The organism is Burkholderia sp. MSh2, from assembly GCF_000731655.1.
GTDB lineage: Bacteria > Pseudomonadota > Gammaproteobacteria > Burkholderiales > Burkholderiaceae > Burkholderia > Burkholderia paludis.
On record NZ_JPGM01000006.1, the window covers coordinates 1 to 25,320 of the forward strand.

At 66.7% G+C, this 25,320-nt stretch carries 21 protein-coding genes and 1 pseudogene; 12 read left to right on the top strand and 10 right to left on the bottom strand.

What is annotated here, in order from left to right; translation table 11 throughout:
- Positions 1-151: 151 nt before the first annotated feature.
- On the top strand, positions 152-1,609 hold the full coding sequence (locus tag GQ57_RS04625) for an ISNCY family transposase (RefSeq protein ID WP_034197234.1): 1,458 nt from the start codon (positions 152-154) through the stop codon (positions 1,607-1,609).
- A 91-nt stretch (positions 1,610-1,700) separates the two neighbouring features.
- On the opposite strand, the gene GQ57_RS04630 is transcribed toward GQ57_RS04625, so the two are convergent.
- From GQ57_RS04630 to GQ57_RS04645, 4 genes and pseudogenes are all read right to left on the bottom strand, one after another.
- Complete coding sequence (locus GQ57_RS04630) at positions 1,701-2,132, bottom strand: TA system VapC family ribonuclease toxin (RefSeq protein WP_034197235.1); 432 nt, start codon at positions 2,130-2,132, stop codon at positions 1,701-1,703.
- Positions 2,132-2,359, bottom strand: coding sequence for a hypothetical protein (locus tag GQ57_RS04635; protein WP_031397485.1), 228 nt, complete (start codon positions 2,357-2,359; stop codon positions 2,132-2,134). The genes GQ57_RS04630 and GQ57_RS04635 overlap by 1 nt, the downstream gene beginning before the upstream one ends.
- Before the next feature lie 126 nt (positions 2,360-2,485).
- A pseudogene (locus tag GQ57_RS38885) lies at positions 2,486-2,758 on the bottom strand (YbfB/YjiJ family MFS transporter); the annotation flags it as partial.
- Between the two features lie 361 nt (positions 2,759-3,119).
- Entirely contained in the window at positions 3,120-4,817 is a 1,698-nt protein-coding gene (locus GQ57_RS04645) for a M4 family metallopeptidase (RefSeq protein WP_034197237.1), read from the bottom strand.
- Positions 4,818-5,649: 832 nt separating this feature from the next.
- Here GQ57_RS04645 and GQ57_RS04650 point away from each other — a divergent pair.
- Positions 5,650-6,309 (top strand): response regulator transcription factor, encoded by a 660-nt coding sequence (locus GQ57_RS04650; RefSeq protein ID WP_031397488.1) that lies wholly within the window; start codon positions 5,650-5,652, stop codon positions 6,307-6,309.
- Here GQ57_RS04650 and GQ57_RS04655 read toward each other — a convergent pair.
- Positions 6,276-8,318, bottom strand: a complete 2,043-nt coding sequence (locus GQ57_RS04655; protein ID WP_034197238.1) for a sensor histidine kinase — start codon at positions 8,316-8,318, stop codon at positions 6,276-6,278. The two genes, GQ57_RS04650 and GQ57_RS04655, sit on opposite strands and share 34 nt — an antisense overlap.
- A gap of 188 nt (positions 8,319-8,506) precedes the next feature.
- On the opposite strand from GQ57_RS04655, the gene GQ57_RS44120 reads away from it, so the two are divergent.
- Positions 8,507-8,635, top strand: a complete 129-nt coding sequence (locus GQ57_RS44120; RefSeq protein WP_265183105.1) for a hypothetical protein — start codon at positions 8,507-8,509, stop codon at positions 8,633-8,635.
- A 208-nt stretch (positions 8,636-8,843) separates the two neighbouring features.
- Here the strand turns inward: GQ57_RS44120 and GQ57_RS04660 are convergent, their stop codons facing one another.
- The 4 genes from GQ57_RS04660 to GQ57_RS04675 form a co-directional block, all read right to left on the bottom strand.
- A complete protein-coding gene (locus GQ57_RS04660; RefSeq protein WP_034197239.1) occupies positions 8,844-9,896 on the bottom strand; it encodes a hypothetical protein in 1,053 nt (350 codons plus the stop codon).
- Between the two features lie 222 nt (positions 9,897-10,118).
- Positions 10,119-11,288 carry a GGDEF domain-containing protein gene (locus tag GQ57_RS04665; RefSeq protein ID WP_235215018.1) on the bottom strand — a complete coding sequence of 390 codons (1,170 nt, stop codon included), beginning with the start codon at positions 11,286-11,288 and terminating at the stop codon, positions 10,119-10,121.
- A gap of 223 nt (positions 11,289-11,511) precedes the next feature.
- Positions 11,512-11,763: a hypothetical protein gene (locus tag GQ57_RS43595; RefSeq protein WP_152603191.1), complete on the bottom strand. Its 252-nt coding sequence runs from the start codon at positions 11,761-11,763 to the stop codon at positions 11,512-11,514.
- A 129-nt stretch (positions 11,764-11,892) separates the two neighbouring features.
- Positions 11,893-13,581: an SgrR family transcriptional regulator gene (locus GQ57_RS04675; protein WP_052001074.1), complete on the bottom strand. Its 1,689-nt coding sequence runs from the start codon at positions 13,579-13,581 to the stop codon at positions 11,893-11,895.
- A 265-nt stretch (positions 13,582-13,846) separates the two neighbouring features.
- Here GQ57_RS04675 and GQ57_RS04680 point away from each other — a divergent pair, with 265 nt between their 5' ends.
- The 9 genes from GQ57_RS04680 to GQ57_RS04720 all read left to right on the top strand — a co-directional run bounded on the left by GQ57_RS04680 (position 13,847) and on the right by GQ57_RS04720 (position 24,332).
- Entirely contained in the window at positions 13,847-14,884 is a 1,038-nt protein-coding gene (locus tag GQ57_RS04680) for an MDR family NADP-dependent oxidoreductase (RefSeq protein ID WP_052001076.1), read from the top strand.
- Positions 14,885-15,050: 166 nt separating this feature from the next.
- Positions 15,051-16,241: a 5-aminolevulinate synthase gene (gene hemA / locus GQ57_RS04685; RefSeq protein ID WP_034197242.1), complete on the top strand. Its 1,191-nt coding sequence runs from the start codon at positions 15,051-15,053 to the stop codon at positions 16,239-16,241.
- A gap of 20 nt (positions 16,242-16,261) precedes the next feature.
- Positions 16,262-17,095 carry a TauD/TfdA dioxygenase family protein gene (locus GQ57_RS04690; RefSeq protein ID WP_031397496.1) on the top strand — a complete coding sequence of 278 codons (834 nt, stop codon included), beginning with the start codon at positions 16,262-16,264 and terminating at the stop codon, positions 17,093-17,095.
- The gene (locus GQ57_RS04695) at positions 17,092-18,060 is read left to right on the top strand and encodes a 3-oxoacyl-ACP synthase III family protein (RefSeq protein ID WP_034197243.1); all 969 of its coding nucleotides are present in this window, start codon (positions 17,092-17,094) and stop codon (positions 18,058-18,060) included. Before GQ57_RS04690 ends, GQ57_RS04695 begins: the two co-directional genes overlap by 4 nt.
- Positions 18,057-19,229 (top strand): ATP-grasp domain-containing protein, encoded by a 1,173-nt coding sequence (locus GQ57_RS04700; RefSeq protein WP_034197244.1) that lies wholly within the window; start codon positions 18,057-18,059, stop codon positions 19,227-19,229. The genes GQ57_RS04695 and GQ57_RS04700 overlap by 4 nt, the downstream gene beginning before the upstream one ends.
- 34 nt (positions 19,230-19,263) lie before the next feature.
- Complete coding sequence (locus GQ57_RS04705; protein ID WP_052001079.1) at positions 19,264-21,138, top strand: phenylacetate--CoA ligase family protein; 1,875 nt, start codon at positions 19,264-19,266, stop codon at positions 21,136-21,138.
- Complete coding sequence (locus tag GQ57_RS04710) at positions 21,135-22,340, top strand: pyridoxal-phosphate-dependent aminotransferase family protein (RefSeq protein WP_063934555.1); 1,206 nt, start codon at positions 21,135-21,137, stop codon at positions 22,338-22,340. The genes GQ57_RS04705 and GQ57_RS04710 overlap by 4 nt, the downstream gene beginning before the upstream one ends.
- Positions 22,333-23,550, top strand: coding sequence for an MFS transporter (locus GQ57_RS04715; RefSeq protein WP_052001082.1), 1,218 nt, complete (start codon positions 22,333-22,335; stop codon positions 23,548-23,550). The genes GQ57_RS04710 and GQ57_RS04715 overlap by 8 nt, the downstream gene beginning before the upstream one ends.
- A 203-nt stretch (positions 23,551-23,753) precedes the next feature.
- On the top strand, positions 23,754-24,332 hold the full coding sequence (locus GQ57_RS04720; protein ID WP_031397502.1) for a hypothetical protein: 579 nt from the start codon (positions 23,754-23,756) through the stop codon (positions 24,330-24,332).
- A 35-nt stretch (positions 24,333-24,367) separates the two neighbouring features.
- Here GQ57_RS04720 and GQ57_RS04725 read toward each other — a convergent pair whose 3' ends face one another.
- The gene (locus GQ57_RS04725) at positions 24,368-25,276 is read right to left on the bottom strand and encodes an ABC transporter ATP-binding protein (protein ID WP_034197245.1); all 909 of its coding nucleotides are present in this window, start codon (positions 25,274-25,276) and stop codon (positions 24,368-24,370) included.
- Positions 25,277-25,320 lie beyond the last annotated feature (44 nt).

Genomic DNA, 25,320 nt, shown 5'->3' on the forward strand with positions numbered 1-25,320 from the left:
GCTGTAGCCAGGCGGCTCAATGAGCGTCCGCGAAAGACACTAGACTTCGATACACCGGCTGAGCGATTTCATCAATTCGTTGCATCGACGGGTTGAATCCGCATGCCACGTAAGCTGTTCGGCCGCCGGGTGTCCGGCGCCGGAGGCTGCGATGGCTGGAACGGAACGGATCACGATGACGATGCACGAGCTGGACAGATTCAAGGTCATCCAGGATGTGGCGGATGGCAAGCTCAAGCCGTGGCGTGCAGCGGAACGGCTGGAATTGACGACCCGGCAGATTCGCCGGTTGGTCGCCCGGCTTCGGGAACACGGCGCGGCGGGTTTGGTATCGGGACACCGATCGAAGCCCGGCAACCGTCGCCTGGACCCAGGAGCCGCCGACCGGGCACTGTCGATCATCCGCGATCGCTACGCCGATTTCGGGCCGACGCTGGCTTGCGAGAAGCTCTGGGAGTGCCACGGCATTCGGCTGGCCAAGGAGACGGTCAGGAAGCTGATGACGGAGGCTGGTTTATGGGTGCCGCGCCGGCAGCGACCGCCGAAGGTTTATCAGCCGAGAGCGCGCCGGGCCTGCCTCGGCGAACTGATCCAGATCGACGGCAGCGACCATCGATGGTTCGAGGAACGGGCGCCGGCCTGCACGTTGCTGGTGTACGTGGACGATGCGACGAGTCGGCTGATGATGCTGCACTTCACGCAGACCGAATCGACCTTCAGCTACTTCGAGGCGACACGAGCGTGTATCGAGTGCCACGGCAAGCCAGGGGCGTTCTATAGCGACAAGTACAGCGTGTTCCGCAACGTAACGCCAGGCAAGACTGGTAATCGAGTGACACACTTCGGCCGCGCGATGTACGAGCTGAACATCGACACGTTTTGCGCGAACAGCAGTCCGGCCAAGGGACGTGTCGAGCGAGCGCACCTGACGCTGCAGGATCGGCTGGTCAAGGAGTTGAGATTGCGCGGCATCAACACGGTGGCCGACGCTAACGCTTATGCGCCCTCCTTCATCGCCATGTATAACGCGCGCTTCGCGAAGCCGCCGCGCAGCGACTTCGACGCGCACCGGCCGCTGCGTAACGATGAGAATCTGGACCGGTTGATGACCTGGCGCGAAACGCGCCGGGTCTCCAAGCCGCTGACGGTGCTGTACGACCGAGTGCTGTATCTGCTGGACGATACGCTTGAGAACCGGAAGCTGATTCATCGCTACATCGATGTATGGGAGTACCCGGATGGTCGGATCGAAATCCGGGCCGATGGCGAGGCATTGCAATGCCGCCTGTACGACAAGCTGGCGGAGGTCGATCAAGGCGCGATCGTCGAACACAAGCGCTTGAGTCACGCGCTGCAAGTGGCGGAAGCGATGCAGGCGCAGCGCGACAACCGGCGGATCTCCGGTTCGCCGTCACGCACCAATCAGGGATTGCCGGTACGGGCCAAGGTATCGGCTCCAGCCGCCAAGAAACAGCGTGCGTTCACGGAAACAGACGTCGAGGCGGCCATCTTGCGGATCGCGTCTCGAACACATCAAGCAGAAACAGAAACGGGCCGGCGAACCAGCGAGTGTGCCGCGATCATTGATGTCACTCGGCATCGTGTTTGAATATCTATCAATCGCGTTTGCCGAAATAGTCTCGTAGCGTTGGATCCACGGGCTCTATCCTCCCCGAGTTGGCGTAGATCCCCGGCAAAGGTCAGGAAATCAGTTCAAGATGCTTGGCGCCGTTCGGCACCGCATCGACAACCAGGCGTCGATCGAACGTCGCCAGCTTGCCCTTGTGAGCCCGTGCCAGCGCGAGCAGGTACGTGTCGGTCAACTGAGCGGACGACAGCAGGCGGGTGGCGTCGACGTGTTTTTCATCTAGCAAGCTCACGTCGTCCGACCAGAAAGCGTGCCCCGCGTGGGCCCGCAGTTGCACGACGAGCGGCGCAACGGACGCAGGTGATCCCATCGTGTTCGGATACTTCGGATTACCTATGATCTGGAGCACGCCATTTTCGGTAAGGGGGCACGTGGCCCATGCAGAATGACCTACCCGGCCAAACCATGCATGGGCCGGCTCGTGCTGAACATGCGCAGGGTCCAGCAGTGCAATGAGAACGTTGACGTCGAGAAGGTAAGTCATCAAAGCGAATCGTCGCGAAGTTGATTAACGGTGTCGAGGGTGACCGGACGTGCAGTCGCGGAGACCGGCATCAACGGCAAGCCATTGCGGCTCGACTGGTTGGTCGTCGTTCGCTGCAGCGCTGTCCGCGCGAGATCGGAAATCACCTTGCCGATACTCGTGCCGGCCTTCGCACGCTCCCGCGCGAAGGCAAGGACGTCGTCATCGATGTCGATAGTGGTGCGCATGTGGCCCTCCTTGGTAGCATCAAACATCAAGCATCACCATTATACCCGGAGCGCATCAAACATCAATCATCTCGCATCATTTCTGTTGTAAACCCCGCTACCGGGCGGTATACCGGGGGCACGCCTGAGCCAAGTGGCCATGAGCCCCTGCCGGAGCAGAATCGGCATGATCGTCCCCGATGCGGCGATGCCCAGCCCGATGCCGGTGAAGATGCCGCCGCTCGCAAAGCCGCGCCGCGACGGCGGCACGTGCGCGAGGATCGTCGGGGCGGCGAGCACCATCAGCGCGCCGCCCGACAACCCGGAAGCGAATCGCCAGACGAAAAACCACAGGAACGATACCGGCAGCGCACAGGCAACGAACGCCAGCGTCGCGAGCAGCATCATCGCGCGCATGACAGCATTGCGCAGCGAAATCCGTGCGCGGCAATCCAATCGGTGACGCATTCGACCGGTTCCGCGCGACCTGCCTCGGCGCGTGGCCTGCCGCGGCACACCCGTCACGCGGTCGGGATTGCATTGGAGGCGGACATGTCCCGATCGCATGCTGCGCAGGCTGGTGGTCGGGCCGGCTGGCCTGCGACACGAAACGCCGGTTCCGGCGCACGTCGCGTCACGCTGCCGGAACGATCCCGATGACAACACGCGAAACGGATCGCCCGAAGGCCATCGTGGCGGCAGCCTCGCCCGGCGCAACCGCCTCCGGGACGAAGCCCCGCCACGCGACCTTAAGGCGTTCACCCTGCCCGCCCGTCCGCCGTCAATTCACGCCGACCGCGCTCCACGCGCGAGCGACGATCGCACTCTCCGCCGAGCTGGCGCCATACAGGTCGTTCGCCGCCTGGATCGACGCACGCCGTGCGTTCGGGTAGCTGGAGTTGGCGTTCAGATACACGGTCAGCGTCCGGTACCAGATCTTGCCGGCCTTCTCGCGACCCAGGCCGCTGAAGGTCGTGTCGCCGTTGCAGACCAGCTGCGCCTTCGACAGGCCGGTATCGGTCGACGGCACCGCCGGGCCCTCCGACAGCAGGTAGAAAAAGCGGTTGCCCACGCCCGACGTGAGATGCGGATCGTGACGCGGGTTCGACCACGAGAAGCCGCCGGACGGATAACAGCTGAACGACCGGCCGTCGAGATCCTGCTTGTACATCTTGCGCAGGCCGCCGCTCACCACGCGCGCGCCGATCACATAGTTGCCGGGATCGTTCGGGTTGTTCGCGAAGTACTTCACGAGCGTACCGAAAATGTCGGACGTCGACTCGTTCAGGCCGCCCGCGTCGCCCGAATAGTTCAGATTGGCGGTGGCCTCGGTCACGCCGTGGCTCATCTCGTGCCCGGCGACATCGACCGAAACGACGGGTTTCGGCAGGCGGGTGCCCGGATCGCCGTCGCCGTACACCATCACGTGCGACGACAGCCATGCGGCGTTCGCGCCGGTGGTGCCGCTGCCCGTGTTGAACACCACGTGCGCATAGCTTTTCACACCGCGGCCGTCGTTGAAGATGCCGTTGCGGTTGTGCATGGTCTTGTAGTAATCCCAGGTCAACGCGAGCCCGTAGTCGATGTCCGCGGCGACGGTCTGCCGGTCGGTGGTCGTGTTGTTGCCCCAGACGTTCGTGCTGCTGGTGAAGATCGGCAGGTCGGTCGCCTGCTCGATGTCGTCGGAGCTCAGGCCGCGACCGTCGTAGACCGAGCCGGAACCGCGCCCCGGATCGAGCATCCGGTACGCGTTCGTGCCGGTCTGGTCCGTGGTGAGCGTCAGGTTGCCGTAGTACAGCGAGCGGCCGGTGCCGGTCGCGGCGGCAGTCTTGATCAGGTCCTGTGCGTCGAGCACGACGCCGGTGCGCGCGTCGACGTAGTACAGCACGGCATCGCCGTGCGTATCGGTCGCCTTGCCGTACACACGCACCGCATAAGCCAGCGTCGGCGTGACATCGCGGGCGAACACGACGAGTTCCGCGTCATCGACACGGCGCACGTCCGAGTCGAAACGTGCGGCCGCGATGCGCCTGACCGTAGCCGCGCCGATGTCGGGCGCGTTGCGCACCACGGCGCGGTTTCCGACCTTGCCGATCGTATTGCCAAGATTGATCGGCGCGAGCTGGGTCAGGCTCGCCTGCTTCAACTGCCCCTGGCGCGAATGGACGACGACGTCGCCGCCGACCACGGGCAGCCCCGCATGGAAGCGGTCGAAACGCACGTGCTCGGTGCCGTCGGGATCGACGATCACGTCGCGCACCTGGAACTGGTCGCCGTCCGTCGGCGCATTCGCCTGCGGCCCCGCGAACTTCAAGGTACGTGCCGCGCCGCCGGTGGCCAGGCTGAAGGCGGACGGGTTCTGCTGGATCAGTTGCAGCGCCTTGTCGACCGTGGCCGACGGGTCGCCGGCCTGGGCAAAGGCGCCGAGACTCGCGACGGTAATCGCGGTGACGGGCAGCAGACGAGACAGTTTCTTCATGTAATCCCCCGCGTTATGAATGGGTAATGTTCGAGGAATACCTCAAGTAAAACCTTGGTTTAAGACATGTCACGAACCGCAGAGGCATGCTAGGAGGCCATTTTTATAATTACAAGATATTTTCTGACAGGTTAATTTTTCCAGTCATCGGTGTTAATCGAGTCAGGATTTAGTGATGAATTTGAAATTGTTTCGTCGGCCGCGCTGGAGATATCGGCAACATCGCATCGGCGGCACGTGGTCGAGACGTTTCGCGACAATCGGGCATGGCAACGCTTGCGCAGGCCACCTCGGACAGACGATGCGAACCGGTATTAAAACAATCTCGCCATTTGTTTTATTTAATATCGATAGCGATTATTCCCGTGGCGGGATACATCGATGCACTTTGTTAGCGTCGCTGCAATTCTCATTTCGACAAAATCGTCCGGCGAAAATCATGGCCGGTCCGGCAACCGGATCGCGCCGATTGCCGCATAGATCCGAAGCTGACGATTGTTTCCCGGCATGTCAGGAAAACACGATATCCCTCTGCGGCGGCCAGACCGGCAGACACCGATACCGGCACCGCTAACCGCCACGCGGTATCGAGGCGCTTCGACGAACGAGCGCCGGCGTACGCGTTCCGGGTATGTGTTCGCGGCCTTCGATTTTTCCCGCCGGACGCAATCGCCGCGGTTCTGGTCGGCTAAAATTCCCGCGCTTGCAAAGTGTGCAAGCCAGGATGGGGCCGATGGCGGCTGCATCGCGCGATCGAGCGCGGCGCTGCCGCCGATCGGGGCGGAAACACGGGAAGACGCCGCGGATGCACGGAGCGGTCCGAGGTAGCGGTATGACTAAGGTGCTGTTGCTCGACGATGAAGTCGAGTTGCGCGAGGAAATCGCCGCGTTCCTGGAAAAGCGCGGCTGGACGGTCGATCAGGCCGGCACGGTCGCGGAGTTCCGGGAACGCGCGTCGGATCTCGCATTCGCGATCATCGACGTGATGCTGCCGGACGGGAGCGGCTTCGATGCGGCCGTGTGGCTCAGGGCCCGGCATCGAGACTGCGGCATCGTCATGCTGACCGCGCGGGGCGACACGCAGGACAAGATCGATGGCCTGATCGGCGGAGCCGACCACTATCTCGTCAAGCCGGTGAAGCTGCTTGAACTCGACGCGATTCTCCAGGCGCTCGGCCGCCGGGTGACGAACCACTGGCGGCTCGACGGCCAGGCGCGCGTGCTGTCGGCGCCGGACGGCGGTCGGCTCGACCTGTCGGCCAGCGAGATCGCCCTGCTCGCCCTGCTGGCGCGCCATCCGGCCAAGGCGGTCAGCCGACGGCAGATCGCGGAGGATTTCGGTTTCGACTGGGTGGACTACGACGAGCGCAGGCTGGAGACGATGGTCAGCCGCCTGCGGCAGCGCTGGCGCGGCGAGGCCGGTTCCGAGCTGCCGCTGAAAACGGTGCACCGCACCGGCTATACGTTCGCCGCGCCGCTGATGCTCGCCTGAGCGGCCAGGGCCGCCACGTCCGCCTGCACGGGCAGGAAGACCGTCGCCCGGCAGCCGCGCCCGGGCTCGCTGACCAGGTTCAGGGTGCCGCCCTGCATCTCGACCATGCGGCGCGCGAGCGGCAGACCGAGGCCCGTACCCGGTTTGCGGCCCACGTTGCGGCCGCGATAGAAGCGGTCGAACACGTACGGCAGGTCCGCCGGCGGAATGCCGGGGCCGTCGTCCTCCACCTCCAGTTCCACGCCGCCCGGCGCACGCCGGCCCCGCAACACGATCCGTGTGCCGGCGGGCGTGTACTTGACGGCATTGTCGGCGAGCGTGCGCAGCACCAGGCGCGTCAGGCTGCCGTCGCACGCGAAGGCGTCCGGCAGGTTTTTCGCGTCGATCTGGAGGCGGTGCCCGTCGGACAGCGCCTCGGCGGCCGCGGCCGCATCGTCGAGCAACCCCGCCAGCCGCGTGTCGCCGATCCGGGTGCCGCGCCGCAGCAGCTCGAAGCCGTCCTCGTGCAGCGAATCGTTGATGAGCACCGTCAGGCGCTGCGTCGCGCGCAGGATCTTCTGGTAGCGCGACGAGGTCAGCGGATCGGCGCGGGAGTCGTCGAGATCGAGGTTCTGCGCGGTGGCGTCGATCACCGCGAGCGGCGTGCGCAGCTCGTGCGAGACGGTCGCCAGAAGCTGGCGCTGCTCGTCCTGCGCGCGCTTTTCCATCGCGAGCGACGCTTCCACCTGCTCCATCGCCTCGCGAAGCGCCTGGGTGCGCAGCGCGACCTTGGCCTCGAGATCGCGCTCGGCCTGGCGGGCAACGCGCAACGCGTCGGCCTGCGCCGCTTCCATCGCATTGCGCATCGCGTTGTAGCGCGAGCTGATCGCCGAATTCATGATCAGCATGAACGCGAGCATCCCCAGATATCCGGCGTTGTCGGCCAGCAGCCCCGGCGCGATCCAGCCGACGTTGCGGGCGACGCGCAACGCGCTGCCGCCGAGCAACAGCAGCAGCACGAGCACGACCACGCGCGCATGGCGGTGTCCGCGCACGCTGAGCCAGAGCGAGACGGCCATCGTGACGACGATGACCGCGATCTGCCAGAACAGGTAGAGCGGGCGCACCCACCAGACGTTGACGATCAGCATCAGCGGCGCGGCGGCCAGCGCCGCGACGATCGTCACCGCGCAAAAAACGATCGCGGGGCGCCGCCAGCGCGCGTTGAACAGGCCGAGGTAGTGCGCGGTGAACAGCGTGCCCACCGGCGTGCCGAGCAGCCAGCTGCTCAGGTAGATCGCACTGCTTGCGACCGGCGAGTGAGGCAGCAGGTACTGATAGATATAGCCTTCGGCGCCCAGCGCGGTGAGCAGGTTCACGAGCACGCTCAGCCCGTAGAGCCCGAACGATGCGTCGCGCGTTACCCGGAACAGCCACAGGCTCGAGACGAGCAGCACGAGATGCGCGGCGTCCAGCAGGCCGAACAGCAGCGATTCCTTGCTCGTCGCGGAGATGAATGCGTCGGGCGACCACAGCGTCATCGAGAAGCTCATGGTGCTGGTACTGCGGATTCGCAGATACAGCGTGACCGGTTGGCCCTCGGGAAGATCCACGCGAAATACCGGGTTGCGGTAGGCGACGTCGCGTTGCTCCACCGGCTTGCGATCGCCCGCGACATGGCGCCGGTATCCGCCGTCGGGCTGCGGCACGTACAGCGTGACGTCGTTCAGCAGCGACGAGCGCAATTCCAGGAACCACATCGGCGGCGCACCCGCCGGGCGTATGACGGTCAGGCGCAGCCACGCGGTGCCGGCGACGTAGCCGAGCGCCGGCTCCGACGTCTGGCCGACGAACCCGCGCGCGATCTCGGGGCGCGAGATCTGCTCGACCGTCAGCGTGTTGCCGGGATCGCGCAACAGGTCCCAGCCCGTCCGGATGCCGACCTGCCCGCCGGCCGGCAGCGAAATGGCGGGTGAGGCGAAGGCCGCCGGGGCCCAGGCAAACAGGATGAGGAAGATGAGCCGAAACATCACGCGATCCGTGCAGGTTGCTGCGATCGGGCGACACTATACCCGAACGCGCGACGTCGTCCGGCCGCCCGGCGCCGGCCGTCTCCCGAATGTCAGAATTTGTCAGTTTTTGACGCGCGCGCTCATTTAACATGCACGCCAATCAAGGATGCACGGGCGCAGTGCGCGGCCATGGACACCCGGGCGCCTTGATCAGCACCACCATCATGGGCAGCACCCCGCACGATGACGGCGCATCGATCGGTCAGGCGACCGCTTCGAGCGACGCCGATAAAACAGGGCGGCCGGGCTGTCGGCGGCATTCCGACGAGCACTGATATAAAAAAGGCACGAGGCGCTCGTTGGACAAGCATGCCGTCGACCAAGGGTCGGCAGGGTTTGCGGGCCCGTGTGGTGTTGCGCGCGAAGCGGACGGGTCGTGGCCCGCCCTTCTCCAGTCTCGCCTGGCCCGATCGGGCCGGGCGAGGACGGAGACGCGGCGCCGCCCGGAGCCCCGCTTGCGCGAATCCCCGTAAAGCCGGCGCGTCAGGCCAGATAGCCGGCCACTTCGGCGGGCGTCAGGAAGCGCACCAGCGTCATGGACGGGTTCTGCGCCGGGTGACAGACGCCATTGAAACCGTCCCAGCTGCGCCGGATTCCCTCTTCCGTATCCAACGCGATCAGCACGCATTTGCCGTGCTTGCGGGTGAGGTTGCGCAACGGCGCCTCGCCCCATGCGAGCGCCAGGTTGTCGACCAGCACGCCGTTCGCATAGGCGTGCGCCTGCAGCCAGTGAAACTCCGACGTGTCCTGTTCCTCGTCGCCGATCCTCGCGGCGATCGGCCTGCCGATGCGCAGCGCGTGCGCGTGTTCGCCGATCAGGCGCTGCAGCAGCGTGAATGCATGGAACGTGTTGTTGACCGCGTGCGCGCTGGCCACGAAGCCCGTGCCCGAAGCCGGCAGCACGACGACGCACTCCGGGTCGTAGGTCAACGCGGACGCGGTGCGCAGATAGTGCAACTGGTCGAACGGCAAACTGTCGTTGTCCGCCATGCGGTCGAGCAACGCCTGCAGCGCGGCGTCCGCGACGAAATCGCGGTGATTGTCGCGATCGCGCATCAGCATCGCCATCAGCGGCAGCACGAGCGTATCGACGGCGGCCCGCAATGCGTCGACCTCCCAGGCTTGCCGCTCGTCGCGTGCATCGAGCCGCTGGCGGGCCGCGTGCCAGTCGCGGCGGGCCTCGTCGTCCGCTTCATCGTCTTCTTCCTCGACCGCCTGCGCGCAATACGGCGCGAGTTCGCGCAGCCACGCGCCAAGCACGGCCCGCGCGGCCGCAAACAGGATGCGGGGATCGGCGCCGCGCTCGACGATCGCGCCGCCGAGCAACGCAAGCAACGCCGCGCGATTCGGATGCAGCGCCGGCAGTGCGGCCGCACACGCGTGCAGGAAGGTGTCGGCGCAACTGCGATCCTCCGTCTGCTCATGCACGGCGTGGACTTCGGTCAGCTCGAAGAAATCGTCCAGCGTGAGGAGATCGGCCTGACCGTGTACGGGACGCTGCAGGACGGCAAGGAGTTCGGCGATGGGCTGTGTCATGGTGAGTGTCGAAAGAACCAAAGCAACGGGAGGACGTGCGGGCGGGCGTGACCGCGGCGGGCGGCCCCTGCCCCTCGGCCCGCACGTGCACGGCAATCAGTGTCGATACGGCCGGCACGGGCGGCGGCCGCGACGCACGCCGGGCCGCATGATGCCGTCGTTGTTCGTGAACCGAGGTTGCATGTCGTTCCGATCCTGCCTGTCCGCGCGGGGGCCGTGCGTTCACGAAACCGCCGCCGGTACGGCAAGGTCCTGGAACGGCGACGCGTGTGCGCTTCGCGTCTCGCCGTGGATGCACATCCTGTTGCGTCCCGAACGCTTCGCCTCGTACAACGCGGCGTCCGCCTTCGTGCTCAGGTGGTCGAGGGTTTCACCCGGCCGCCAGCCTGCCAGGCCGCCGCTGATGCTGTACGCGCACGGCCCGGCCTGCGTCGTCACGGGTTGCGCAAGGACGGCGTGGCGCAACCGCTCCGCGAGGCGCAGTGCATCGTCCAGCTCCGTCGCCGGCAGCAGCACGGCGAATTCCTCGCCGCCGATGCGCCCGAGCACGTCGCCGCGCCGCAACTGCGATTGCGTCATGCGGACGAATTCGCGCAGCACGGCGTCGCCGCCCGCATGACCGAGCGTATCGTTGATCGATTTGAAATGATCGAGGTCGGCGATCAGCAGGGAGGCAGGCAGGCCGCACCTGTCCGCGTCGGCCAGATGCTTGCGCGCCACCGCTTCGAAGCCCTTGCGCGACAGCGCCCCGGTGAGGAAATCCCGGTTCGCCGCCTCGCGCGCATCGGCGAGCAGGAGGTCGTGCACCATCATCATCGCGGACATCGACAGCGTGGGCACGATGGTCGCACCGGCGACCAGCAGTATCACGTTGCCGGTGGACGCGAACATCAGCGGGCTCGACGCGCCGTCGAGCGTCATGAAATAGATCCCGCGCGCGAGCTGGCAGACGGCAAAGAGGAACGCCATCACGGCGGTCACCCGATACGGATAGGCCGGGCGGCCGGACGGCCGATGGCGAAGCACCAGAAGCCCGATCGCGATGCAGAACGCGGCGCTGAACGACGTGGTGACGAGCACGCGCACGGGAATGCTGTCGACCGCGTAGCGCCAGTAGACCAGCGCCATGCCGAGCGGCAGGAGCGAAACGGTCAGCCAGGCCCAGCGAACGGCGTGCCCCAGGAAACGCGCGCAACCGGCGTAGTACGTGATGGCCGCGGAGGCCATCAGCAGGTTCGCGGCAACGACGGACAGGGAATCCGGAATCTGCCCGCGCAACAGGATCAGCGGCATGCCGACGACCATCGCGGCGTTGGCGGCGAACCATTCGAGCACGCCGGGGATCCCCGACCTGAGCAGGGAGCCGAGCAGCACCAGCAGTACCGTGCTCATGAGTGCGGAAGTGGCGATGGCCACGGCGGGATCTAGCATGTCGGTGAAATTGCCCGGAAGAAGTCGACTGGCCGGGAGCGGGTCCGCCGTTCGGGGAGGACTCGCCGCCTCTTGTTGCGGCACGGCGTGCCGGAATGCGCTCCGGCCGATTCGCCATCGCGCGGCAACATATCAGCGATTGTCGACGCGCATGTGTCCGTTTCCGGACATCGCAGGTCATCCGTCACGGCAAACGGTTGCGGGCCCCGTAGTACGCGCGCCGGCGCGTCCCTTCACGTCGCGCCGCCTTCTGCTCGAAGTAGCGGCGCAGCTTCGCGCGATCGTTTGCGATGAATGCGCGGGCGGCCGTCAGGCTCGGTTGCCGGCCCGGCGGGCGTGACCGTGCGCCGTCCTGCGCCTTCAGTTCCGCGAACTGATCGGCATACAGGACTTCGGCGGGTGGACGCTGCAATGCATGTGGTTGAGACGGAGCCATGTCTGATTCTTGTTGTCGTGTCGTCTGTGCGCGGTCGCGCTCGAGTGCCCTCGGAGTGCGAATTATATCGTCGCGCACGTCGTCGCGATATCCACCTGGATCAACGCATGACGCTGCCCGGCAACCCCGTCACCGCACCCACAGCCCGGCGAACGACACGAACCCCAGCGGCGCGGCGTCGACCCCGGCAACGTGCGATGCGAGCTCGACGTGCTGGTGCTCGTGCGAGATCGGGATCAGCCATGCGGCCTCGACCAGTTGCCTGCCGATTGCCTCGTAGTCCGTCATTCGCGCGCACGCATCGGCTTGCGCCTGCACCGCGCGCAGCCGGCGATCCAGTTCGAGCGCGGCATGCTCCGGCATCCATTGCCGGAATACGCTGTCGGCCGCGAACCATTCGAAGCAGCCGAAATCCTCGTCGTCGTGCAGGATCTCGCTGCCCAGCACCAGGTCGGCCGCATCCAGCCAGTCGCGCCGGATCAGGTCGGCATAAGGCAGCGCCATCACGCGCAGCCGGACGCCCGCCTCGCACAGCCGGGCCTCGATCGCGCGGGCCAGCACCTGCTCGTCGTGGGTCTGCCCGGTGACCAGCGTCAGCTCGGTGTATTGCGGCGCGAAGGGCGCGGGGCCCGGCGTCGCGACACGATGCCGCCAGGCCGGCAGCAGCCCGGCCGCCGGCCGCCGCGCGGGATCGTCAGGGCCGAACAGGCGGCCGGGCGCGAGCCAGTCCGCCAGCGCCAGCCGATCGGCGCGCTCGCGAAAGGCGTCGCGCGTCGCGTTGCACACCACATAGGTACAGCCCGCCTGCACGCGCACGATGCCCTTGTGGTCGGGCGCGCGGGACGCGGAGTGTCCGAAGCGAAGATCGAAGCCGTCCGCCTGCTCGGCCGACGGCATGAACCACAGATCCAGTTCGTCGAGCAGCGCGCGCTCGCGATAGTGATCGCCGAACGCCGACAAGGTGATCCGGTAATCGCTGTGACGCGTCAGCCTGAACGGCCCGGTGCCGATCGGCATGCGCGCGAAGTCGGCGCTCCGGTGACGCGGCACGATCGACGCATTGGCCGCCGCGAGTCGCTGCGGCCACAGATGATCGACGTCGCTCAGACGGCACACGATCCGCCGGCCTTCGGCGATTTCCACGTCGAGCAGATGCCGATACAGGCGCTGGAAATAGCTCGGCTCGTCGCGCATGCGCAGCAGCGTGTCGCGCACGTCCTCCGGTTCCAGCGGACGGCCGTCGTGGAACGCGACGTTCGGCCGGAGCCAGAAGTGCCAGCCCCGTCCGCCCTCGTCCGGCTCCCAGTGATGCGCCAGCGCCGGCACGACGCGCTGCGTGTGCCGGTCGAACTCGGTCAGCCGCGAAAAGATCTGCCGCACCAGGTGGGCTTCCAGGCGGCTGATCACCCGGTACGGATCGAGCGCGTCCACCGCACGGTAAAGGGGCATGCGCAGGCGGCGGCCGTGCGAGCCCGCGGGCTGGATTCCGAGGAAATCCGGCAACCGTCGCAGCAACTGCTGGCGCTGCCCGTCCCCCAGGCTGGCGAACGCCTGCTCCAGTTCGCCGTCCGCCAGCAGGCCGGAGAGGCGGTCGAGCGCCGCGTGCTGCGGGGGAACCAGCATCGTCAGACGCGAGAAGTGGCCGCGGCCGCGCGCCGCCTCCCACCGCAACCACCCTTGCGCCTCCATCTTGCGCAACAGGCCCCGCACGTTGCGCTCGGTGCAGTCCAGCGCCTGCGCCAGCGCCGGCAACCCGGGCTGACTGCCCTGCTCTTCGAGAAACTCGCCAAGCCGATGAAACCGGTCGATCAGTCGCATAAAAGAGGAAACAAAAAATTCTGAATTTGCCGTTTTTATTGTGCTTGCCGTTATGCAGAATGTCCACGCAAATAAAACAAATCGATTCGAATTCGCCTTTGCCGAGGCCGGCATGCCTCGCCCTGGCGAATTCAACGATTTTGTAAACAATGGTCGAATCGAGCGTTAATTCTATTCTCTTGATTATCGATTCGTTCATTGCCTCATAAATATGCTGCCCCAGCACGGCAATACCCCGGCCGTTATCAATTATCGTGGATAGTTAATGAGCGAAATGGATTTTGGATATCAGCCGTCCCGCAATACGCTGGTCCATCAGGTCGAACGGCCGCACGGCGAACCGCGCCGGGAGCATTTCCGTTTCGTCCGGCAGCCGCTGGCACCATTGGCGCCCGGCGAAGCCCTGGTGAGAAACGTGCATTTCTCGGTCGACCCCTACATGCGCGAGTGCATGGACGGCGACTGGGCGCTGAATGCGCCGCTCGAAGGCCGGACCATCGGCCAGGTACTCCGCTCCACGGACGCCGCGCTTCGGCCCGGCGACTGGGTCTTCCATCGACAGGGATGGCGCACCTACGCCCAGGTGCCGGTGCAGGCGGCGCGGGTGATCCGCCCCGTCGAAGGCGTGCCGCTCACCGCCTGGCTGAGCATCCTCGGCGGCACCGGGCTGACCGCGTGGGTGGCCCTGACCCGCATCGCCCGCCTGCAGCCCGGTGAATCCGTGTATGTGTCCGCCGCGGCCGGCGGCGTCGGCACCGCGGCCGGCCAGTTCGCGAAACTGCTCGGCGCGGGCCGGATCGTCGGAAGCACAAGCAACGAAAGCAAGGCCCGGCAATTGACGAACGGTCTCGGCTATTCCGACGCGTTCGTCTATCGGCCCGGGCAGGTCGGCGCGCAATTGCGCGAACGGGTTCCCGAAGGCATCGACGTCTACCTGGACAACGTCGGCGGCGAACAGCTCGAGGCGGCCATCGCCGCGCTGAAGGAACACGGGCGCGCGGCGCTGATCGGCGCGGTCGCGCAATACAGCGCGCTGCAGCCGCCCGCCGCGCCGCGCAATCTGTTCGACGCGGTGGGCAAGAGCCTGACCCTGCAAGGCTTCCTCGTGAAGCACTACACCGGCCTGCAGCAGGAACTCGAGGACTTCGCGATCCCGCACCTCCAGCGTCGCGACCTCGTCGCGCCGGAAACCGTCACGACGGGGTTCGACAACATCGTCGACGCCTTTCTCGCGATGCTCTCGGGCGGCAATCTCGGCAAGGCCATCGTCAGCGTCGACAGCGACGACGCAGGCGCGGCCTGATCCCCGCCCCGGGATACGCCCGCCAGCCGCAGTTCATTCAAATAAAACAAGGATTGCCCCTTTCAGTCGAGGCACCCTGACTCATTCAGTCAGGAATACTCATTTCCGGCTCGTCACGCGCCGGCCATAGTTTTCGTACCGGGTACCAACCAAGGGTGGGGAAATAATGTCTACGGTTGAAGTGAAATTCAATTATGCGGAAGCATTTGGCGACGTCCTGCATCAACTCAAAACGACGGATGCCTATCGGCATTTCCTGACGTTTTCTCGCAGCGCCGGTCATTTCCCGCTGGCGAACTACCAGGAAAAGACGATCGAGGTGTGGTGCAGCAACGACTACCTGGGCATGGGGCAGCACGACAAGGTCATCGCGTCGTTCCGGGACGCGCTCGCCCGGTTCGGCGCGGGCTCGGGCGGGTCGCGCAACATTTCCGGCAACACCGGCGCGCACGTCGACCTGGAACAGCATCTGGCCCGGCTGTACGGCCGGGACAGCGCACTGATCTTCAACAACGGCTATCTGGCCAATACCGAGAGCCTCGGCGTGCTCGTGTCCGTGCTCGGCGACGCGGTGGTGTATTCCGACGCGTTCAATCATCGCTCGATGATCGAGGGCATCCGGAAGTTCAAGAGCGACAAGTACGTCTTCAAGCACAACGATCTCGCGGATCTCGAACGCGGCCTGGCCGCCGAGCCGTTCGAGCGGCCGAAGCTGATCGCCTTCGAATCGGTGTATTCGATGGACGGCGATCTGGCGCCGGTGAAGGAGATCGTGCGGCTCGCGAAGCGCTACAACGCGCTCACCTATATCGACGAGACCCATTCGGTCGGCGTGTTCGGCCCCAGGGGCCTGGGCCTGTGCGAAGCGCTGGACGAACACGGCGTCGACTTCATCCAGGGCGGTTTCGGCAAGGCGATCGGCACGTCGGGCGGCTTTGTCGTGGGCGCGCGCGACGCCGTCGACTGCATCCGCAGCCTGTCGCCGGGATTCATCTTCACCACGTCGCTGCCGCCGGCGCTGATGGCCGCGACGCGCGCGAGCATCGACCACATCGTCGGCGACACCGCGCGCCGCGCGACGCTGTTCGCGAACGTCGCGTACCTGAAGGCCGCGTTGCGCCGGCATGAGGTCGACTTCGTCGACGCCGAGAGCCATATCGTGCCGATCATCATCCCGGGCCTGGAGAGGATCAAGCGGGTTTCCCGCACGCTGTTGAACGACCACGGGATCTACGTCCAGCCGATCAATTTTCCGTCCGTTCCGCGCGGCCAGGAGCGCTTTCGCGTGACCGTGACGCCGGACCATTCGACCGCGCAGATCGACCGGTTCGCGGCGGCACTCGCATCCACCATCTGATCCAGGCACAGGGGAACATCATGCAAATCAAGCCAGTCAGCGATTACGTCGGCGCCGAAATTCACGACATCTCGATCCGCGACATCCGCAACCCCGAGACCCGCGAGCAGGTGCTGCAGGCCCTGCACGACCACGAACTGCTGATCTTCAAGGACCTCGAGATCTCGCCGGGCGAACAGGTGGAACTCGCCCGCCTGATCGGCGAGCCGGTGCCGTTCGTGATGAGCCAGTACCGCCATCCGGAGCACCCCGAAATCATGATCTCGTCGAACGAAATCGTGAACGGCAAGGCGTATGGCGTGCCGCGCGTGGGCAACTTCTGGCACCAGGATTCTTCCTATACCGACAACCCGACCACCTATACGCTGCTGCACGGCATCACCATCCCCGCGTCCAGCGGCGATACGCTGTTCTCCAGCGCCCGCGATGTCTATGCGCGCCTGCCCGACACCTGGAAGAACCGGATCGCGGGACGCCAGGCGGTTCATACCGTGCGCAAGCGCTTCAAGGCGCGCCCGGAACATGTCGGCTATTCGATCGCCGAGATCATGCAGCACGCCGAGAAGCTGCATCCGCCGGTCACCCACGACCTGGTCAAGATCGACGCCCGGACCGGGCGGCCGTACCTGTACGGCGCGCGGGACTACCTCGATTACGTGATCGGCTTCGATGCGAACGAGAACCAGGAATTCCTCGCGCTGCTCGAGGAACTGGTGACCGACAGCCGCTACGTTTACCGCCACCGGTGGACCAAGGGCGACCTGCTGCTGTGGAAAACGGAAACCGCCTATCACGCGGTCACGCACGTCGAGGACAACCAGGCGCGCACCGTCCATCGCGTGGCGGTGAAATGAGCGGCGCCGTCGGCGTGACCGATTTCGAGACGCTGGTGCCCGCGATCACCGTCTCGCGCGAGGACCTCGTGCGCTGGTCGGGGCTCGCCCCCGGCGACCTCGACGAGATCCTTCCGGCGCCGGCGGTGTCGGTGTTCGACGCCGATATCCCGGACTGGCGGTATGCGGCGCAGGTGGCCGCGTCCGTGATCGAACGGCAGGCCGTCGACACCCGCCGGATCGGCTGGGTGATCTACTGCGGCTCGGGCGTCTGGGACGCGCCGTTCTGGTCGCCCGCCGCGAAAGTCGCGTCGGAACTGGGGCTGGCGCACGCGCACTGCTTCGAGGTGGTCAACTTCTGCAACGCCGGCGCGACGGGCCTGTCCATCGCGCGCGACAAGGTCGCCGCGCGGCCCGGGCAGCTCGCGCTCGTCATCATCTGCGATCGCCTGAGCCGCGTGATCGACCGGTCCGACGCGCAGTCGCGCGCGCTGTTCAACTTCGGGGACAGCGCCACCGCCGTGCTGGTCGGCGCGGAGCGCCCGCTGCTGACGCTGCGCGGCGACGAGATGCGCACCGACCCGTCGTGGTGCGACATGTACCGCGGCCACCTGCACGACGGCCGCACCGTGGTCGGCAAGCACTACGAACGCCGCGGCCTGAAGCAGCGCTACATCGACGCGTTCGTCGAGCTGCTCGGCCTCTGCCTGGGCGGCGCCGCCCTCGCGATCGACCAGTTGCGCTACCTGCTCATCAACCAGGGCGACCGCGACGTCCACGAGAGCCTGCTGAAGAACCTCGATTTTCCGGCCGAGCGCAGCGTCTTCAACTACCACCTCGACGGCCATCTCGGCGGCGGCGACAACTGGATCGCGCTGCGTCAGCTGTTCCAGGCGGGCCGGTTGCGGCGCGGGGACGTCGTGGCGATGGCGACCAGCGCGATGGGGTTCAGCTGGGGCATGTCGCTGCTGGAGGTGTCGCGATGAAAATCCTGATCCTGCACCAGGCGCCGTTCCGGAAAATGCGCTACGACCTCGTGCTCGACCATCGTGCGCACGAGCTGACCTATATCGGGCTCGACAAGCACCTGCGCGACCTGCCGGACGAACTGGCGTGCCGCCGCATCGCGCTGCCGCCGGACGCCGAAGACGATCTCGTGCAGGCCGTGCTCGCGCGCGTATCGCCCGGCGACGGCTTCCGCTCCGTGATCGCGTTGTCCGAATACGGGATCCTCGAAGCGTGCCTGATACGCGCGGCGCTCGGCATCGCCGGGCCGGCGTACGAACAGATCGAGCTGGTGCGCGACAAGGTCAAGATGAAGCGGCGCATCGCCGAGGCCGGCTCGATCCGCTATCCGCGCTTCATCGAGCGGGCCGAGGACGTGCCCGCGCGGCGCTGGAGCGGCAGGACGATCAGCAAGCCGCGCGACGGCGCATCGAGCCGCGGCATCGTGGTCCATGACAGCTTCGACGCCGCGATCGACCATCTCGAACGCCACGACGGCTGGGAAAGCCACGAGATCGAGGAATATGTCGACGCGCCGCTCTATCACTTCGACGGCGTGGTGGTGGACGGCCAGGTCGAGCACTTCCTGCCCAGCCGCTATCTCAACACGCCGCTCGCCTACCTGTCCGGCGAGCCGGTGGGTTCGTTCCAGGTCGCGCAGAACCCGATCTTCGACACCTTCGCGCGCCAGGTCGTCGACGCGCTCGGGATCCGACACGGCTGTATCCATCTCGAGGCGTTCTTCGACGGCGAGACCTGCATTTTCCTCGAGGCCGCCAACCGCCTGGGCGGCGCCCGCATCGTCGAGACCCATCGGCTGCGCACGGGCGTCCACCTGCCGTCGGTCGAGCTCAGCGACTATCTGCAACTGCCGGCCCCCGCGCCGGACGCGTCGTCCCCGGCGTACTACGGCTTCCTGCTGTATCCCGGCCATCATCGCCCCGACCTGCCCGAACTCGTGGTGCCCGACGATATCGTGCGCAGCCCGCTGCTGATCGAGCTGCAGCGCAACGACCGGCCGGTGGAGCAACTGACCTACGACGAAGCGCAGATTCCTTTGTCGCTGGTGGCGCGCGCCGATTCGCCGGAACAGCTCGAGCACTTTCTCGGCCACTGCCTGCAGCGCATCGCCCGGCCCGGCATCCTCTGACCGCCTCGTTCCTACTCCAGCCCGAACCTTCACCATGCACGACATTACCGATCGCATCATCACGCTTTCGTCACTCTTCGACGCGCTGCGGGACCAGACCGGCTGGCGTCGGCGCCTGACGCCGCAACAGGCCGGCGAGATTGCCGCGCTGTTCGATCCCGCCGCCCTCGGGCAAGCCGTCTGGCGCGGCCTCGGCAACCTGCACGCGCTGCCGTGGATCTACCACGCCGATCGCAACGACGTCACCGAACTGCGCCCGCGCGGCGCCGTCACGATCACCGGTCGAAGCCTGGAGGCGCAATGGCGCGGCGTGCTGCTCGCGTGGCTGACCGGGAACCGGGTGGCGGTGGCGAGCGAATACGACGCGTTCTGGGCGGCCGTCGCCGAAGTCGCCGCGCAGTTGCGCACCTTCGTGCCGTTCGCGTTTTCGCTGAACCCGGAACCGGACGACGGCTCGCTGCGCGTCGAGGTCCCCCCGCTGCGCGCGCCCGGCGACGACGCCGGGACGCCCGCGATCCGCTACCGGACCGCGCCGGGGGCCGCCGCGCCCTATCCGCTGGAGCTGGATCTCTCGCACGCCTGGAGCGCGGTGCTGGTCGAGCGGATCTACCTGGCCGGCGTATCGCTGACCGACGCGCGTCGCCAGGCGAGCGCAGCCGACCGCGCGCGGCGGCTCGACAGCCGGGTGCGCTTCCTGTCTCACGCGCTCCGGCAGCTTCCGTACTACCGCGGGACGCCGCTTCCCGACACGATCGCGGCATTCGGCGCTTTTCCGGTGCTGGACAAGGCCGCGCTCGAGGCCCATTCGCCGCCGAACGGCACCGGCATGGGTTCGGGCGCGCTGCCGACCGGCGAGGTGCTGGTTTCGGGCTCCAGCGGCGGAAAGAAACGCTACATTCCCTATTCGCGCCACGACTGGCAAAGCATGCTGCAGGAAGCCGTGCAGATGCTGTACGACTCCGGCCTCACGCCGGGCGACAAGGTCGTCAATACGCTGTACGGCGGCCACCTGTACGGCGGCATGCTGACGAGTTCCCAGGAGCTCGCCGTGATGCCCGTGGAATCCTATACGGTCGGGCAGAACGTGACGCCCGAGGAACTGGTCCAGTTGCGCCGCGCGTTCGGCGTCAATGTCGTGATCGGCATTCCCAGCCTGCTCGAAACGCTGCTGAACGGCGCCAGGCAGATCGATCCCGAATTCCGGATCGAGAAGGTCATCTACGGCGGTGCGCCCTGGCAGGAAAGCCGCAAGCGCTGGTTGAAGGCCGAGTTCGGCGTGAGCGTGATCCGCAGCATCCTCGCGGCCAACGACGGGGCGCAGATCGGCTACCAGCCCGACGGCCTCGGCGGCGCCACGCATCTGCTGGTCGACGACTACAACTATGTCGAGATCGTCGACGACGACGGCAAACCGGTGCCCGACGGCCAGCAAGGCCACATCCTGATCACCAACTGGCAGAAGTTCGAATACCCGCTGGTGCGCTACCGGATCGGCGACCTCGGCCGGATCGTCGCGCATCCGCACGGCCGCGCGCTCGAATACCTGGGCCGCGGCGACGGGCTGATCATCCTCAACGGCCGCCAGGCGCTCTATCACCAGGAAATCGTCGACGCCCTCGCGCATGTGCCGGTCATCCAGCTGCAGTTGAGCATCCGTCGTCAGCAGCAATACGAGACCCTGCAAGTCAATCTCGAATCGCCGGAACGGCTCGACACGCTCGCGCTGCGACAGCATCTGATCGACACGCTGCCGGCCTTGCGGCCGCACGACCTGGTGTCCGACCAGTTGCTGCAATTCGAGGTGGAAGTCGTCCAGTTCGCGCAGGGCGCGCTGACGCGCAACCCCGTCAGCGGCAAGGTGCGCCTGGTCGAAGACCATCGCCAGAGCGACCTGGAGGTCACGCCGTGATCGAAGCGCGATCCTGCCCGCCCCTGCAGCAGGGCCTGTTCCGGCGCGACGTGCTGTTGATGGGCGCGGGCCCCGTCCCGCAACCGCTCTCGGTACGGCAGGCCAACATGCATGTCGCGAGCCATCTCGGCCCGGACATGAACGACGTGCTCGACCAGCTCAAGGACATGGCGCGTTACGCGTTCCAGACCGCGACGCCGTGGATCCTCGGCCTGGCCGGCCCCGGTTCGGCCGCCGGTGAAATGGCGCTCGCCAACCTGGCGAACGCGCGATCGCGGGTGCTCGCCGTCGTCGGCGGCCATTTCGGCGCGCGGCTGGCCGAGATGGCCGCGCGCCTGCAAGCCGGCGTCGAGGTGTTCCGGTTCGACGGCCACGCGCGCTTTCCGATCGACCGGTTCGAGCAGCACCTTGCGCGCTACCGTCCCGACCTCGTCACGGTGGTGCACGGCGAAACCTCGTCGACCACGATCAACCACGCGCTGCCGGCGATTGCGGCACTGTGCGGCCGATACGATGCGCTGAGCGTGGTCGACGCGGTCTGCACGGTCGGCACCACGGCGTTGCCGATGGATGCGTGGCAACTCGACGCGGTGTTCTGCGGCGGCCAGAAGGGGCTGTCGTCGATACCCGGCGTGTCGCTGGTCGCGTTCTCCGACCGGGCCTGGGAACGCATCGCCAGACGCGATTTCCGGCCCGCGCACTGGTGCCTCGACGCCGCCCTGGCACAGGCGTTCTGGCACGAGCGCCGCTATCACTACACGGCCCCCGTCAACGGCCTGTTCGCGTTGCACGAGGCGCTGCGCCTGCTGAACGAGGAGACCCTGCCGGCACGGATCGAACGGCATCGCGCGAGTTCGGCCGCGGTGCAGGATGCACTGCCGAAACTGGGCCTGACGCTGGCCGCGCCGCCGCCGACGCGCCTGCATTCGGTGATCGGTTTTCATCTGCCCGACGGGCTGCAGCCCGATGCGTTCGTCGCGCGCATGCGCGACCTGCATCGCGTGGAGATCTCGACCACCTTCGGCCTGCCGCTGCTGCGCGTCGGCCAGATGGGGGAACAGTGCCGCCCGCAGGCGGTCCTGCGCCTCGTGTCCGCGCTCGGCCACTGCCTGCGGCAAGCCGGCCGCGAACCGGACGTCGACGGCATCGTCGACGAAACCGCGGCCCGGCTCGATTCGCGGGAGCTGATGCCGAATGACTGACGCACCCGTATTGCGGCCGCTGCTCGCGCTGGCCTTTCTGCTGAACTTCAGCCGGGCATTGACGTTCACCTTCTTTCCGATCTACCTGTCGACGGCCGTCGGGTTCACGCCCGTGCAGGTCGGCTACGCGCTCGGTTGCTCCGTGATGATCGCGACGCTCGGCGGCATTTACTGCGGGATCGTGGTGGACCGCGTCACGCCGCTGCGCGCGCTGCTGCTGGTCGTCGCGCTGTCCGCCGCGATCTACGCGCTGATCCCGACGACGACGCGCTTCTGGTTGATCTTCGCGTGCCTGGTGGCGATCGAACTGGCATTCACGACGATGCATCTGTCGGTGAAGTCCCTGCTGACCGCGGTCCTTCCCGAACACCGGCGCGGCGCCGCCTTCTCGGCCAATTACACGATCATCAACCTGGCGTTCTGCACCGCGCCGGTCGTCGGCCTCGCGCTCAGCCACCGGTCGGCGCTGGCGCCGATGCTCGTGTCCGCCGTGTTGAACGTCGTGGCGCTGGCCGTTCTGCTCGCGTACGCCCGGCGCTATCGCGCCGATGCGAACGCGGCCGGTCCGCAGGCCCGATCGCAGCCGCCCGTGCGGGAAATCCTGGCCGTGCTGGCCGGCGATACGCGGCTGCAGCTGTTTACGCTCGGCGGCCTGTTCAGCTCGCTCGTCTATGCCCGCTTCGCCACCTATCTGTCGCAGTATGTCGGGCACGTGACGGACACGGCCCGGGCCGAGACGCTGATTTCGCTCACCACGGCCGTCAACGCCGCAACCGTGATCCTGCTGCAATACCTGGTCGGCAGCCGGATTTCCCAGCGGAACATGCTCGCGGCCGTGGTGGCCGGCAGTGTCATGCTGATTGCCGGGCTGCTGGTGTACGACCATTCCATGCTGGTGGCCTTCTGGATCGCCGGAACGCTCATCTTCACGCTCGGCGAAATCCTGATCGTGCCGTCGGAATTCATGTTCGTCGATTCGATCGCCCGTCACGACATGAAAGGCGCTTACTTCGGCGTACAAAACATCGCGATGCTGGGCGGCGGCCTGAATACCCTGATGTGCGGCTTCCTGCTCGACAGCCGGCTCGGCGCGAACGCGCTGTTCTACATCATGGCCGGCTTCGCCGTCACGGGCTGCGCGTTCTATATCGCCGGCGTTCGCCATCGAACGGCTGCGCCGCGAACCGGGCCGGCGAACACCGAAGCGTAGGCACCGATGCGGCGAGCGCGACACCCCGCCGGCCGGCCGCGCCCCCGGTCGCGCGGCGCGTCTGTAGAATCGGCGTATTCATTGTCCGCGCCACGGCAAGGGTCACGCTTCCCGGCCGCCGGCCCGGCGGATGCCCGCGCCCCTTCGCCGATCCGGCCCGCGCGTCGTGTCCGCCGGTTCCGGCCACCACCACGACATTCGCGATGCACTATCACCCCGACGACATCGCCCGGTTGTTTCTGGGCGTGCCGACGCTGCGGCTGAACCGCCCTGCTCCGGCCGAACGGTTCCTGGCCGACGCCGTCGATACCGGCGCCGAACTCGCGCACGTGCTGCGCGACTATCCGGCGCTGCGCTACCAGCCGCTCGACTTCCACTATCTGTGCCAGCAAAGCCTGTCCGTGCTCGACGACGCGGTGCTGGCCGCCCTGACGTGCGAGCCCGAACACGGATGGCGCGGCGCGCACTGGGCCGCGCTGCTGATCGCGCTGTCGGGCGACGCGCGCCATCTTCCGCGCCTCGACGAAGTCAGGCGCCATCGCGGCGTCGCATGGACGGCCGGGCTGGCCGAAGCCGCCGTGCGCCCGGATGCGCCGTCTTCGGCCTCCCGCTGCTGCCGGCTGATCGTCGACCTTCGGCGCCAGCTCGCCGCGCTGCCGCGGGTCGCCGTGCGCCTGCGCAGCCGGCCGCCCGCCGACCGCGTCGCGGCGCAGGCAGCGGCCGTCCGCGCCGCGTATCGACGCGGCGACGTCGCCGCGGCGCTGGCGCTCGCCCGCGGCTAGGTTCGCGACGGCCCGCCGGCCGTCGCCGTCACGGCTCACTCGACGTTGTCCGACACGTCCGTCATGCGGATCATGTGCGGCCGCACGCCGTCGTCGTCCACCGCCGCCTCCTTCGGATGGATCAACGCTTCGAGCCGCGCCTTGGTCGCGACGAATTCGGGCGTATTGACCTGCGACGCATCGCGCGGCCGCGGCACCGGCACCTCGATCAGTTCCTGCACCGCGCCCGGATTCGCCTTCAGCACGAGAATCCGGTCCGCCAGCAGGATCGCCTCGTCGAGATCGTGCGTGATGAACAGGATCGTCACGTCGATATTGCGCCAGATGTCGAGCAGATGCGCCTGCATCCTCGCCCGCGTCTGCGCGTCGAGCGCGCCGAACGGCTCGTCCATCAGCAGGATGCGCGGACGGTTCGCGAGCGCGCGGGCGATCGCCACGCGCTGCTTCATCCCGCCCGACAACTGGTGCGGATACACGTCCGCGAAACGCGTCAGCCCGACGAGATCGAGCCACTGCAGCGCTTCGCGCTCGGCTTCGCCGCTGCCGCTGCCGTTCATCCGCAGGCCGAACATCACGTTCTTCTTCACGGTGAGCCACGGGAACAGCGTATAGCCCTGGAACACCATCCCGCGATCGGCGCCCGGCCCCTGCACGGGCTTGCCGTCCAGCAGCACCTCGCCGCTCGTCTGCGCGTCCAGCCCGGCAAGGATCCGGATCAACGTCGACTTGCCGCAACCGGACGGGCCGATCACGCACACGAACTCGCGCCGGTACGTACGGAAACTGATGTCGTCGAGTGCGACACATTCGCCCTGCGGCGACCGGAAACGCTTGCCGACATGGCGCACGTCGAGTATCACGTCGCGGCTTTTCAGCCGCGCGAAGCGCTCGCGCACCGCGTCGGATTGCATCAGGTAATCGGGAACGGCTTGCGGGTTCTGCATGATGGTCTCCGCGGAAATCGGTCGATGGGGGCGGGTCAACGGGC

What these genes read in the sequence shown, in the direction of transcription:
- GQ57_RS04625 (WP_034197234.1), top strand. Translation starts at nt 152, where the DNA reads ATGGCTGGAACGGAACGGATCACGATGACGATGCACGAGCTGGACAGA.
- GQ57_RS04630 (WP_034197235.1), bottom strand. Translation starts at nt 2,132, where the DNA reads ATGACTTACCTTCTCGACGTCAACGTTCTCATTGCACTGCTGGACCCT.
- GQ57_RS04635 (WP_031397485.1), bottom strand. Translation starts at nt 2,359, where the DNA reads ATGCGCACCACTATCGACATCGATGACGACGTCCTTGCCTTCGCGCGG.
- GQ57_RS04645 (WP_034197237.1), bottom strand. Translation starts at nt 4,817, where the DNA reads ATGAAGAAACTGTCTCGTCTGCTGCCCGTCACCGCGATTACCGTCGCG.
- GQ57_RS04650 (WP_031397488.1), top strand. Translation starts at nt 5,650, where the DNA reads ATGACTAAGGTGCTGTTGCTCGACGATGAAGTCGAGTTGCGCGAGGAA.
- GQ57_RS04655 (WP_034197238.1), bottom strand. Translation starts at nt 8,318, where the DNA reads ATGTTTCGGCTCATCTTCCTCATCCTGTTTGCCTGGGCCCCGGCGGCC.
- GQ57_RS04660 (WP_034197239.1), bottom strand. Translation starts at nt 9,896, where the DNA reads ATGACACAGCCCATCGCCGAACTCCTTGCCGTCCTGCAGCGTCCCGTA.
- GQ57_RS04665 (WP_235215018.1), bottom strand. Translation starts at nt 11,288, where the DNA reads ATGAGCACGGTACTGCTGGTGCTGCTCGGCTCCCTGCTCAGGTCGGGG.
- GQ57_RS43595 (WP_152603191.1), bottom strand. Translation starts at nt 11,763, where the DNA reads ATGGCTCCGTCTCAACCACATGCATTGCAGCGTCCACCCGCCGAAGTC.
- GQ57_RS04675 (WP_052001074.1), bottom strand. Translation starts at nt 13,581, where the DNA reads ATGCGACTGATCGACCGGTTTCATCGGCTTGGCGAGTTTCTCGAAGAG.
- GQ57_RS04680 (WP_052001076.1), top strand. Translation starts at nt 13,847, where the DNA reads ATGAGCGAAATGGATTTTGGATATCAGCCGTCCCGCAATACGCTGGTC.
- hemA (WP_034197242.1), top strand. Translation starts at nt 15,051, where the DNA reads ATGTCTACGGTTGAAGTGAAATTCAATTATGCGGAAGCATTTGGCGAC.
- GQ57_RS04690 (WP_031397496.1), top strand. Translation starts at nt 16,262, where the DNA reads ATGCAAATCAAGCCAGTCAGCGATTACGTCGGCGCCGAAATTCACGAC.
- GQ57_RS04695 (WP_034197243.1), top strand. Translation starts at nt 17,092, where the DNA reads ATGAGCGGCGCCGTCGGCGTGACCGATTTCGAGACGCTGGTGCCCGCG.
- GQ57_RS04700 (WP_034197244.1), top strand. Translation starts at nt 18,057, where the DNA reads ATGAAAATCCTGATCCTGCACCAGGCGCCGTTCCGGAAAATGCGCTAC.
- GQ57_RS04705 (WP_052001079.1), top strand. Translation starts at nt 19,264, where the DNA reads ATGCACGACATTACCGATCGCATCATCACGCTTTCGTCACTCTTCGAC.
- GQ57_RS04715 (WP_052001082.1), top strand. Translation starts at nt 22,333, where the DNA reads ATGACTGACGCACCCGTATTGCGGCCGCTGCTCGCGCTGGCCTTTCTG.
- GQ57_RS04720 (WP_031397502.1), top strand. Translation starts at nt 23,754, where the DNA reads ATGCACTATCACCCCGACGACATCGCCCGGTTGTTTCTGGGCGTGCCG.
- GQ57_RS04725 (WP_034197245.1), bottom strand. Translation starts at nt 25,276, where the DNA reads ATGCAGAACCCGCAAGCCGTTCCCGATTACCTGATGCAATCCGACGCG.